The sequence below is a fragment of the Acinetobacter sp. ME22 genome, assembly GCF_022012315.1.
Classification (GTDB): Bacteria; Pseudomonadota; Gammaproteobacteria; order Pseudomonadales; family Moraxellaceae; genus Acinetobacter; species Acinetobacter brisouii_A.
In genome coordinates, this window is record NZ_JAKLTL010000003.1 from 281611 (window position 1) to 293886 (window position 12276).

A 12276-nucleotide genomic window follows, 5' to 3' on the forward strand; every position below is an offset into this window, starting at 1 on the left:
CAGTGCAAGGATCAATATAATTGAAAAAATTGGCGGTATTGTAGCAGAACAGAGATTTTTTTAAATCTGCTCACACAACCCGATCATCGACATATCATTCAATTACATTGGCTCAGACTCAACTGGTATGGGTGGCAAATTTATGTTCTAGGACTTCTTTTGGTAAAGGCTTACCGAGTAAGAAACCTTGGAATTGCTGACATCCCAAGCGATTCAGAATTTCAAGTTGTTCTTCAGTTTCAATACCTTCAGCGGTAATCGTCAATCCTAAATTACGTGTTAACTGAATTAAACTTGCCAAAATCAGTTCATCTTTTGAACCATGATGTAGGTCTTTAATAAAGGCACGGTCAATTTTCAGTTCGTTTACAGGCAGATCTTTTAAATACAAGAAACTCGAGTGACCTGTACCAAAGTCATCAATAGAGAGTTTAACGCCCAAATTACGGATTTTCTGAAAAATTTCAATGCTTGAATCAATATGATGCATTGCTGTACTTTCAGTAATTTCAATAATTAAATGGTCAGTATTAATTTGATATTTCTGAAGATAATCCTGAAGTGTCGGTATCAATAACTTATGTTCAACCTGCACAGCAGAAAGATTAATTGAAATCGGATAAAAGCCTTTCGCTTGCTGTTCCCAAATTTGAATCTGTTTACATGCCTGTTCCATCACCCAATATCCCAAAGGAGTGATCAGACCTGTTTTTTCAGCCAGTGGAATAAACATGTTTGGCCCAAGCAAGCCTAATTTTGGATGCTGCCAACGAATAAGTGCTTCAACACCACAAATCTTACGGTATTTATTAAATTTAGGTTGATAAAACAGGACAAACTGATCTTCATCAATGGCTTTAAATAAATCATTGATTAGTTTAGATTGATGACGTTCTTCATACTGATCAATATTATAGCTAAATACACTATATGTATTACGTCCCTGTTCTTTCGATGCCAACATTGCAATATCAGCATGCATAAGCAATTCTTGTAAATTTTCACCATGCTCAGGATACATCGCAATACCAATACTGGCTGTAATATTGATGCTGCGTCCTGCAATTAAAAAACCTTGCTGAATCGCACTGAGAATTTTTTGAGCGAGTTGCTCGGCTTGCTCAACAGTTGCATGTTCAGCAATCAATAAAAATTCATCACCACTAATGCGTAAAAGTGTCTGACGCTCAGCAAGTTGCTCACTGATTCGGTTTGCAAATTGCACCAGTAATTGATCACCTACAGGATGACCAAAAGCATCATTGATTGATTTAAAGCGATCTAAATCAATATACACCACCGCAATTTGCTGACGATGCAAACGGTGTTCTGCCAAAATGACTTTGACAAAATCATTTAAATAAGAACGGTTTGGTAACTGAGTCAAAGTATCATGCATACTTAAATGCGCTAACTCTTTATTGACCTCTGTCAGTTGACGATTCCGTTCAGCCAACCGTAATTCTAGCAATGCCACAAAAAATGCAGCTATCAGAATTAAGCAAGCGACAATTACTATACCTAGTATCACAGCATGACCTGATGTTGCAGTTTGAAATAAATGGCTACTTTTATATTAAAAATATGCCGCGAATGTGCTCATCTCGTACCTGTCTACAATACTAAAAGCAACCATCAAAGCGACAGACATTTTTAAAATAAAAACATTTTTTTGTACGTTTTTCAATCCAAATACCAACAATAACGATGACTGTGATATTCAAATCATGATACATACCTAAAAACAAGAGAAATCACCGCGATCATAATTTTGATAAGAGCATCTTCAAAACGATTCTGTTGCTTTCTCACAAGCCCCCAAACCAAAGCTATTACACAAGACTTATTCATATCTACTCTTGTTTATGTATCACAATAAAATAGCTGCCTACATGTATTCATGCTTTCAGTTCTACCTTTTTACATATACAAATGTGTTTTCATTTACTCTATTATGTTGATTTATATCATAAAAAACAAAAAATAGAGCAGAAATACGAATACTTTTAATTATTAAGAAAAACTAAGCTTAAATCTTGGGAATAACATGTCATTATCCATTTCTAGATAAAACACATGGCTTTATACTAATACTTTTCTGTTAAAAAAGACACATTTTAACCCATTTATTGTGAAATAAATCAAAAAATTCATGTTTTCTGAATACAAATTAAAAGTGATTTAACAATATCATTGAGTTAAAAAAAGCCCAGTCGTAACTGGGCTTGTTTAACTCAATGTATATCCAGATCAATGTTGTGCTTGATGTTGCAACTTTGCATAATCAAGCAAGACATTTGCAGCTTCGGTCACAAATGCCTCATCTTCTGGTAGTGCAGGACGAGCATTTGCTTTCATTTTTGCGCGTGTTTCGCTGAGCGCATCTAAAGATGCCTGATAACTACTCCAATTGGCGTATGGCTTCAAACCTGTTTCCTGACGACGTAAGTTTTCTGCATCCAAAGTTTGATTTTCAAGTGTATCCAACTCTTTCTTACGTTGATCCAAATCCAAACTTAAACGCTTTTCGTCATCTGTTTTTTTAGCCAGAGCTCGACGGGTTTCCAAATAGGTAAACTGCGGGTCTTGCTTGACACGCTGAGTAGACAGTTTTTCTAGATCAGGTAAATATGGCTTGATTACACCTTCACGCTTAAATGGTGCAGTCTGAATGGTATCCCACTTCAGTGCATTTTTTGCCTTACGCTCACCAAACTGGTCATTCCAGATATCGACCAGTTTAATATCTGGAATCACACCTTTATTTTGGGTACTGCCACCTGTAATACGATAAAATTTGCGTTGAGTCAGCGTTGCCTGACCATAGGCTAAAGAATCCAGTTGCACTTGTGCTGTTCCTTTTCCTGTGGTCGTACTTCCAATAATAATGCCGCGACCATAATCCTGAATCGCTGCTGAATAAATTTCACTGGCTGAAGCAGATGCTAAATTCACCAGTACAGCTAACGGCCCTGCATAGGTTTGCTGACCTGCATCACTGTCTTCAAAGACATTGACGTTCCCATTTCCATCACGAATTTGCACCACTGGACCTGATTTAATGACCTGACCAATCATCCGTGATACTTCTTCAAGTGAGCCGCCTGGGTTATTACGCAGGTCGATAATAATTCCTTCAACTTTTTGCGCTGAAAGTGCTTTTAAAGCATCATTGGTATCTTTAGAAACAGAACGATAATCTGCCCCATCACGGCGAGCGCGATAGTTTAGATAAAATGATGGAATTTCAATCACACCAAAAGTATGCTGTTTACCATCACGGGTTAATTTAACGACACGAGACTGTACACCTTGGTCATCTTCTTTAATGACATCTCGTACCAAAGTCACTGTACGTGCCTGACTCATTGGAGCGCCTGCACCCAGTAACTTTAATGTGACATTTGTACCACGCTTACCACGAATCAGACCCACAATTTCCTGACTTGACCAGCCGATTACATCGACCATTTTGTCGCCACCTTGAGCAACGCCAATAATACGATCACCTGCTTTGACTTGACCTGACTTGCTCGCTGGCCCACCATCCACAATAGTTTCAATTTTGGTGTAATCTTCATTGCCACGTTCTGGGCGAATAGATACCCCAATGCCTTCAAGCTGTAAAGTCGTCTGACGATTGAGTTCCATCGCATCTACAGGTGGGAAGTAATTACTATGCGGATCGTAAGTCAACGTCATTGAGTTCAAGATTTTATCGAGAACATCGTCACTTTTGGTACGCCCAATCCGTTCTAACTGACGATTATAACGTTTGGTTAAAGTCTGTTCTGGTGTTAAATCCTCAGAACTTAAATCCTGCCCTTGAGCTAATGCAGGATCAGCCTTAATCACCTTCTGCTTAGCCTGCTCTTCTTGCTTACTCATTGTCAAATTGATGAGTTGTGACACCAACATCTTATGCCAGTATTCACGCTGTTCAAGTTCGGTTTTAAAATATGCTGCTTTTTCCCGATCAGTTTCAATATAGTTATTTTTTTGCTCTAAATCTTGAGGCTTTTTCAACTCGGTCAGCATGTAACCATAAAAGTCTTTTAAGCGCTGACGATATTGCGCATGAATTGCATAAGGTGCTGTTAAATCACCTGCTTTAAGTGCTGCGCCTAAAGTCGCGCCATATTTCTGCTTATAAGATGCGATATCGGATGCCAAGAAAATCGTATGATCTGGATCTAGACTATCGAGGTACATATCTAAAATACGATTTGAAGTATTGGCATCTAAACGCATATTGAGATAGTGTTGGCGATCAATCAAGGTTGCAAGTTGACGCGTCACCAATTTCTGAGCTTGAGTTGGTTGTATCGACGCTACAACAGACTCGGCATTGGTCGCAGCAGTTGCATCATTAATCACATGAGTAAAAAATAGACCACCCGTTGCCAGTGCAACTGCGCAAGCGATTGTTTGAAGTTTCATATATTAATCGTGCTTCCTTGGATTTCACCAAAAATTACATGGCAATAATATTTAATTAGACTTGAATATTCATGATCTTAATCAAAGTCTTTGTACCATGTCGTGTAGTTTTATCATATTCTGTGCTGACAAAATGTAGCAAATCATTGCAAAATTCAATCTCTATTTGCAATTCACCCAGTAACGGAAGCTCTTATGATTGGCGCGTTGATGCTTGACATCGCAGGAACCACCCTGACCGAAGAAGATATTGAATTACTGAAAAACCCTCAAGTTGGCGGTTTAATTCTATTTGGACGAAATATCGAGTCCCCTCAACAAGTCCGTGCCTTAACTGATCATATTCGCAGTGTTCGTCCTGAAATCCTGATTGCAGTTGATCAAGAAGGTGGTCGAGTACAGCGTTTAAAACAAGGCTTTACCCTGCTTCCTGCGATGGGTCGATTTGGTGAACTTTACCAAGAACAACCTGATAAAGCGGTTGAACTGGCACAGCAATGCGGCTGGCTCATGGCAACTGAGGTTTTAGCGGTTGGTATCGACTTTAGTTTTGCGCCTGTCCTTGATTTAAATGACATTAGCGATGTGATTGGTGATCGGGCTTTTGCCAAAAATATCGCAGACATTGTTCCACTCGCACGCGCCTTTATGCAGGGCATGCATGTGTCAGGCATGGCAACGACAGGCAAACACTTCCCAGGTCACGGCTCTGTCAAAGCCGATTCACATGTGGCTGCTGCAATCGACCCACGCAGTTATACTGAAATCTACGCACAAGACATGCAAACCTTTATTCAGCTTATGCCTGATTTAAATGCGCTGATGCCTGCTCATGTGATTTACCCTGAAGTTGATGCTCACCCTGCAGGCTTTTCTCAGCACTGGATTCAGAATGTATTACGCCAACAACTCAAATTTGATGGTGTACTTTTCTCAGATGATTTAAGCATGCAAGCCGCCTGCGTTGCTGGCGGCGCAGATGCCCGTATTCAAGCAGCATTAAATGCGGGCTGTGATATGGGACTTGTCTGCAATGACCGTACCGCAGCGGCAGTTGCACTCGAAAGCATTCAAAACTTTGCCTTACCAAATCAGCAACGCTTGGAACGTATGCGCGGTCAAATTCCAACACTTCAAATCACTGAGCATTTAAGTCTTGGTGAAAACTGGCAACACGTGAAACAGCGCATTGAAGACTTTAAAAACAATACGCTTTGCGTCTAAATTTCGTCAAAACGCCTACATCATCAGGCGTTTTATTTTTTAAACAACACTGTTACTATCAGTGATGATTTTTTAAGTGATCTTAATATTATGCAACAGTCTATTGCGGAGTACATGCAGACCGTCGGTCAACAAGCTCGCCAAGCCTCGCAAACCTTAGCCAGCGCTTCGACGAAAATTAAAAACCAAGCACTTATGGCGATTCATGATGCTTTGGTACAACAACAAGCTGAAGTTTTGGCTGCCAACCAGATTGATATGGAAAATGGCCGTGCCAATCAACTTGATAGCGCCCTGCTTGACCGTCTAGAACTGAACCCCGCACGCTTTGCAGCAATGTTACAAGGTCTAAAAGATGTCGCTCAATTGACTGACCCGATTGGTGAAATTACCGATTTAGCTTACCGTCCATCGGGCATCCAGATTGGTAAAATGCGTGTGCCTTTAGGCGTGGTCGGCATGATTTATGAATCACGCCCGAACGTGACACTTGAAGCTGCTTCTTTAGCCCTTAAATCAGGCAATGCCATTATCTTACGTGGTGGTTCTGAAGCACTGCAATCCAACAAAGCGATTGCGCTAGCCATTCAACTAGGGTTACAACAATCAGGTCTACCTGAAGCAGCTGTACAAGTAGTTGAAACTTCAGATCGCGAAGCAGTCGGTCACCTGATTACCATGACCGAATTTGTCGATGTGATTGTACCACGTGGCGGTAAAGGGCTGATTGAACGGATTAGCCGTGAAGCACGGATTCCTGTCATTAAACATTTAGATGGTAACTGCCATGTTTATGTCGATTCACAGGCTGATCTCGACAAAGCGCTTGCGATTGCCTTCAATGCCAAAACGCACCGTTATGGCGTGTGTAATGCTATGGAGAGCCTGTTGGTTCATCAAGACGTTGCAGAACAGTTCTTGCCTGCTATTGCTGCCAAATATGCTGAAAAACAAGTTGAACTGCGTGGCTGTGAACACACTCAGAAAATTTTAGGTCAGCAAGTGATTGCTGCAACCGAAGAAGACTGGTACACCGAGTACCTTGCACCAGTACTTGCGATTAAAGTCATGGACAGCATGGATAACGCCATCGCGCATATCAACAAATATGGTTCACACCATACCGATGCGATTGTCACTGAAAACTATAGCTTAGCGCGTCAATTCCTTGCACGTGTCGATTCAAGTTCGGTGATCATCAACGCTTCAACCCGTTTTGCTGATGGTTTTGAATATGGTTTAGGCGCAGAAATTGGCATTTCAACCGATAAAATCCATACTCGTGGCCCTGTGGGTCTAGAAGGACTGACTTCACAGAAGTGGATTGTATTGGGTGATGGTCAAATCCGCCAATAATTAGACCAAACACATTCTCAAGATCGTTTTGACTGTCTTGAGAATGTAATATTTTTTTAATAAATACTGATAATTTTTATAAAAAATTTACAATAAACATTTGATCTATATAGCTTTACGTATAAAAACCACTACAATAATTCTAAAGTCGTATCGGCTAAAGTCTAGCTTGGACGAAAAAATAACCCATGTTAAAAATAATGTATTCGATCAGTCAGGTTCTTCCTAGCACAGATCATCAACAGGAATATGATTTCAATTAAATTGGGAATAATGACGTGTCTACATCTGTTTTAGTGATTAATTGCGGTTCTTCTTCCATCAAATATGCATTGGTATCAGAACGCCGCGAAGATCGTATCTACGGGCTAGCAGAAAATCTTGGCTCAGAAAACGCGCGTATCAAAGGAATTACTGTCGGTGGTCAACCTCTTGAATTGGCGATTCCAAACGCAAATCATGAACAAGCGCTAGAAACTCTGCTCGAACGCCTTTCTCATTATAATCCACAAGCCATTGGTCACCGCGTGGTACACGGCGGTACATTGACTAAAGCACATTTATTAACTCCAGAGATTATTCAACGTATTCGTGAAGCAACTCCGCTTGCACCTTTACACAACCCTGCACATTTGGTGGGAATTGAAGCAACCATGCGTTTGTTCCCAGATCTTCCACAAGTTGCTGTGTTTGATACTGCATTCCACCAAACCATGCCAGAACATGCGTATCGTTACGCAGTGCCTAAATTCTTATTTACCGATCATAACGTGCGCCGTTATGGTTTCCACGGTACAAGCCATGCGTATGTTTCAGAACGCGGTTCAGAACTGGCTGGCAGCTTAAAACAAGGTGGCTGGCTGACGGCTCACCTTGGTAACGGTAGCTCAACCTGTGCGATTTGGAATGGTCAAAGTGTGGATACTTCTATGGGTCTGACACCACTTGAAGGCGTGGTTATGGGAACACGTAGTGGTGATGTTGATCCAAGTATTCACAGCTTCTTGGCAAGCAACTTGGGTTGGGACATCTTCAAAATCGACAAGATGCTCAACAAAGAAAGCGGTTTACTCGGTTTATCTGATAACTTATCAAACGACATGCGCACCTTGATTGAGGCCTCAGAACAAGGCAATGAAGATGCAGCTTTAGCGATTGAAGTATTCTGCTACCGCTTGGCAAAATCTTTGGCAGCACTCAGCTGTGGTTTACCGCGTATTGACGGTTTGTTCTTTACGGGTGGTATCGGTGAAAACTCGGCATATATCCGTGAAAAAACCATGGCCTATTTGCCACACTTTGGTTTCAACCTAGACAAAGAGAAAAATAACACCTTAAAACGTGGTACTGAAGGACGCATTGATACAGGCACTGGCCCTCAAGTTTGGGTAATTCCAACCGATGAGGAAGGTCGTATCGCGAAAGAAACCGAGCATGTCGTAGAACAGCTTAGCCGTGAGGCAAACGCAGCGATTGCTTAATCTATAAAATTAAAATCAGGTGTTTTTATGAATACCCTTCTTCTTATTCCAACCGAGGAAAGCGCAGGTCTCACCTCCGCTTGCCTCGGCATGATTTACGCACTGGATTGTAGTGGCATTAAAGCAGGTTTTGTTAAACCGTTTTGTCAGGAACAAGACCAAAACCATAACCGTACCGCAGCGCTCTATGCTCAGCTTTTCCAAGCTCAAGCCACTGCATCGATTACCCATCAGCAAATTTTAAATGCAATGAATTCTGGTGAAGTCGATGAGTTGCTTGAAGATGCGGTTCGACTCCATCGTGAAGTTGCAAAAAAACATCAAGTGATTATTGTTGAAGGTTTATTGGCAACAGCAGAAGATTATTTTGCCAATGAACTGAATGCACAGCTTGCCAAAGCACTCGATGCCAAAGTCGTTTTGGTCAGCAAAGCGGATTTAAACCAACCACGTCAAACCGCAGAAAAAATTGAAGCGAGTTTACGTCATTTTGGCGGACTCGAAAGCAAGCGGACTGCAGGCATCTTGTTCATGCGCACTAAAGGTTTGGCTGAAAATGCAGCGCAAATTCCTGTCGCGCTTGACACCTCATTACGCCTTGAAAAAGAAATTTCTGAATTCACGACAGCGCTGCAAAAGTTCAATCGTCATATTGGTACAGCAGCATTGCCAATTGTCGGTCTCGTACCATTTAGCAATACACTCAGCGTGCCTCGTACACTTGACATCGCAAGCAGCATTAATGCGACTTGGGTCAATGAAGGAACTGCCGCGCAGCGCCGCGTACTTCACACTAGCCTAATCGCATCAAGCATTGAACATGAACTGAATAAATTTGTGGCTGGCGAACTGATTATCAGTGCCTCAGAACGCATTGATGTCATCTTGGCTGCAAGTCTTGCCACTCAAAATGGTGTGCCGCTTTCAGGTCTGATTCTGACTGAGCGTGAAGCGCCAAATGCACAGGTTCTAGAATTCTGTAAAACAGCAATTCAACAAGGTTTACCTGTACTCCATACCTCATTAAATACCTTAGAAACTGCTCAACGCTTGGCAACGCTCAGCAACGAAGTTCCAACCAATGATTTGGAACGTGCAGAGCAAGTCACTCGCTTTGTTTCTAGCCATATCGATCCAAACTGGTTAAGCCAGCATAGTGAGGCTGCTGCTCAGCCACGTCTATCGCCTTCAGCTTTCCGTTATGAATTGGTTCAAAAATCGATTGCTGCGAAAAAACGCATCGTCCTTCCTGAAGGTGATGAACCACGTACCGTTGAAGCAGCAGCGATCTGTCAATCTCGTGGTCTAGCACACTGTATTTTACTGGCTAAACCAGAACAGGTTTTAGAAGTTGCCAAAGCACGTAATATTGAACTGCCGAGCGATCTTGAAATTGTCGATCCTGACAGTATTCGTGCGCAATATATTGAGCCAATGGTTCAGTTGCGTAAAGGCAAGCTTGATGCAGCTCAAGCAGAAGAACAACTGCAAGATACGGTTGTTTTAGGCACCATGATGCTTGCACTTGATCAAGTCGATGGTTTGGTTTCAGGCGCAGTGCATACCACAGCCAATACCGTTCGCCCTGCGTTTCAGTTAATCAAAACTGCACCTGAATATTCTCTGGTATCTTCTGTGTTCTTCATGCTGTTGCCAGACGAAGTTTATGTGTACGGTGACTGTGCGATTAACCCAGATCCAACAGCAGAACAGTTAGCAGAAATCGCGATTCAGTCAGCAGACTCAGCCAAAGCTTTTGGTATTGAGCCACGTATTGCCATGATCAGCTACTCAACAGGTACATCGGGTGCAGGTGCAGATGTTGAAAAAGTGGCTCAGGCAACTGAGATTGCTCAACAACGTCGCCCAGACTTACTGATTGATGGCCCGCTACAATACGATGCCGCTTCGGTTGAAAGTGTAGGTCGCTCTAAAGCACCAAATTCACCCGTTGCAGGTCGTGCCAATGTATTTATTTTCCCTGACCTCAACACAGGTAACACCACTTATAAAGCAGTACAACGTTCTGCAAATGTCGTCAGTGTTGGCCCGATGTTGCAAGGTTTGAATAAACCTGTAAACGACTTGTCTCGTGGTGCTTTGGTTGATGACATCGTGTTTACGATAGCTTTAACTGCCATTCAGGCGGAACAACAAGCTGAAGCGAAAACTGCTGCAGCGGAAGCATCATAATTCATTGCAAAAAATGACATAGAAAAGCCACTCCATCATTTGAGTGGCTTTTTTCTATTTACAATTCAAATGAAGATGGTAAATCCCGTCCTCAATCACAAAACCCAATTTTTGATAAAGCTTTTGTGCCCGTAGATTATCCATCCCTGTTTCTAAAGCGATATAGACAGCATCATGAGCTTTTGCAAATGCGATTCCTTGCTGCATTAAAGCCTGTCCGATAGACTTTCCACGATGATCGGCTTGAATAAATAAATCATTAATCACCCAAACCCGTCCCATCTCTAAAGATGACCACAATGGATAAAGCTGAATAAATCCCACCAGTTGCTCTGAAATTTGAGCAACAAAAATCTGAGATCTGGCTTGATTCAAATGTGCCGATAAAAATGCCGCTGCGCCAAGATGATCAGGTGCTTTTCCGTAAAATTCACGGTACTGGTTAAATAACTTCGCTAAAACATCCATATCCGCCAATGTTGCCTCGCGAACGGTACACACTGATTTAGACATAAAATCCTCTTATTTTTTCAATTGATTGAATCAGTCAAAGGATTATGGCTAAATCAAAACATATCTAAAAATACTTAATTTTTTGTTCTTCATTCATTTTTGATATAGATTTTTATTATGTTTCATTATCGTCACATCGAAATTTTTCAAGCCATTATGAAAACGGGCAGCATTACGGGCGCTGCTCATCTGTTATTTACTTCGCAACCCACCATTAGCCGTGAAATTGCACGGTTCGAAACGCTATGTGGTTTTCCTTTATTTGACCGTCGAAATGCAAAAATATATCCAACCGAAGCAGCATTCATCCTGTACGAAGAAATACTTCAATCCAATATTGGACTGGAACGTGTGTTTAATACCGCACAACAAATCAAGAATCATCAAATTGGGGAACTTCAATTGTGTTGTTTGCCATTTTTAGCTTCAACACTCTTACCGACTGTAATTGCAAAATTTAAATCGCATACACAGCACACCCAGATTTGCATCACTCCGCTTGAATCTCCATTCATTGAAACTCAGTTGTCTTCACAGCAATTTCATCTCGGTCTAATTGAGCACCAATCAATACCACTGGGGACAACTTTGCAATTTCAGTTTAAAAGTAATGAAGTCTGTATTCTGCCTGACACTCATCCCTTATTGGATAAAGCTGAGTTACAACCTGAAGATTTCACAGCTCATGAATTTATTTCTCTAGCCAAACAAGATCCTTACCGACAGCAGATTGATCAGGTTTTTCATCAGCATCATATTCAACGCCAGCTCAGCATTGAAACTCATAGTGCCCACTCGATTTGTACAATGGTTCAAAAAGGTCTGGGTGTCTCAATTGTTAATCCACTGATCATGCTGGATTATCTTGGCTCAGGTTTGCAATGGAGACCGATCACTTTCTCTATTCCTTTTACCCTGAGTTTGGTTCGTCCAGATTACAGACCTGTTTCTAGGCTAGCGGATCTATTTATAGCGGATTTAATCGCTGTATTAAGCGATGCACAGCAGTTACTTGAACAACATCATGTTGCAAATTCATTGATCAAGTTCAGCTCAGCCTCCCAATAAT

General features: G+C 41.5%; 8 protein-coding genes. 5 read left to right on the forward strand and 3 right to left on the reverse strand.

Annotated features, from left to right (window positions below; translation table 11 throughout):
* Nucleotides 1-118: 118 nt before the first annotated feature.
* Both LVY74_RS06295 and LVY74_RS06300 read right to left on the reverse strand, forming a co-directional pair.
* Nucleotides 119-1477, reverse strand: a complete 1359-nt coding sequence (locus tag LVY74_RS06295) for a putative bifunctional diguanylate cyclase/phosphodiesterase (RefSeq protein ID WP_442862775.1) — start codon at nucleotides 1475-1477, stop codon at nucleotides 119-121.
* A 773-nt stretch (nucleotides 1478-2250) separates the two neighbouring features.
* Nucleotides 2251-4440 (reverse strand): carboxy terminal-processing peptidase, encoded by a 2190-nt coding sequence (locus tag LVY74_RS06300; protein ID WP_237814334.1) that lies wholly within the window; start codon nucleotides 4438-4440, stop codon nucleotides 2251-2253.
* Between the two features lie 195 nt (nucleotides 4441-4635).
* Here LVY74_RS06300 and nagZ point away from each other — a divergent pair, with 195 nt between their 5' ends.
* The 4 genes from nagZ (at nucleotide 4636) to pta (ending at nucleotide 10694) form a co-directional block, all read left to right on the forward strand.
* Complete coding sequence (gene nagZ, locus LVY74_RS06305) at nucleotides 4636-5664, forward strand: beta-N-acetylhexosaminidase (RefSeq protein WP_237814335.1); 1029 nt, start codon at nucleotides 4636-4638, stop codon at nucleotides 5662-5664.
* A 90-nt stretch (nucleotides 5665-5754) separates the two neighbouring features.
* Nucleotides 5755-7020: a glutamate-5-semialdehyde dehydrogenase gene (locus tag LVY74_RS06310; protein WP_237814337.1), complete on the forward strand. Its 1266-nt coding sequence runs from the start codon at nucleotides 5755-5757 to the stop codon at nucleotides 7018-7020.
* 278 nt (nucleotides 7021-7298) lie between these two features.
* Complete coding sequence (locus LVY74_RS06315; RefSeq protein ID WP_151710155.1) at nucleotides 7299-8501, forward strand: acetate/propionate family kinase; 1203 nt, start codon at nucleotides 7299-7301, stop codon at nucleotides 8499-8501.
* A gap of 27 nt (nucleotides 8502-8528) precedes the next feature.
* Nucleotides 8529-10694, forward strand: coding sequence for a phosphate acetyltransferase (gene pta / locus LVY74_RS06320; protein WP_237814340.1), 2166 nt, complete (start codon nucleotides 8529-8531; stop codon nucleotides 10692-10694).
* Between the two features lie 54 nt (nucleotides 10695-10748).
* Here the strand turns inward: pta and LVY74_RS06325 are convergent, their stop codons facing one another.
* Nucleotides 10749-11207, reverse strand: a complete 459-nt coding sequence (locus LVY74_RS06325) for a GNAT family N-acetyltransferase (RefSeq protein ID WP_237814341.1) — start codon at nucleotides 11205-11207, stop codon at nucleotides 10749-10751.
* Nucleotides 11208-11324: 117 nt separating this feature from the next.
* On the opposite strand from LVY74_RS06325, the gene LVY74_RS06330 reads away from it, so the two are divergent.
* Complete coding sequence (locus tag LVY74_RS06330) at nucleotides 11325-12275, forward strand: LysR family transcriptional regulator (protein WP_237814343.1); 951 nt, start codon at nucleotides 11325-11327, stop codon at nucleotides 12273-12275.
* Nucleotide 12276 lies beyond the last annotated feature (1 nt).

What these genes read in the sequence shown, in the direction of transcription:
- LVY74_RS06330 (WP_237814343.1), top strand. Translation starts at nt 11,325, where the DNA reads ATGTTTCATTATCGTCACATCGAAATTTTTCAAGCCATTATGAAAACG.
- LVY74_RS06325 (WP_237814341.1), bottom strand. Translation starts at nt 11,207, where the DNA reads ATGTCTAAATCAGTGTGTACCGTTCGCGAGGCAACATTGGCGGATATG.
- LVY74_RS06310 (WP_237814337.1), top strand. Translation starts at nt 5,755, where the DNA reads ATGCAACAGTCTATTGCGGAGTACATGCAGACCGTCGGTCAACAAGCT.
- pta (WP_237814340.1), top strand. Translation starts at nt 8,529, where the DNA reads ATGAATACCCTTCTTCTTATTCCAACCGAGGAAAGCGCAGGTCTCACC.
- LVY74_RS06300 (WP_237814334.1), bottom strand. Translation starts at nt 4,440, where the DNA reads ATGAAACTTCAAACAATCGCTTGCGCAGTTGCACTGGCAACGGGTGGT.
- nagZ (WP_237814335.1), top strand. Translation starts at nt 4,636, where the DNA reads ATGATTGGCGCGTTGATGCTTGACATCGCAGGAACCACCCTGACCGAA.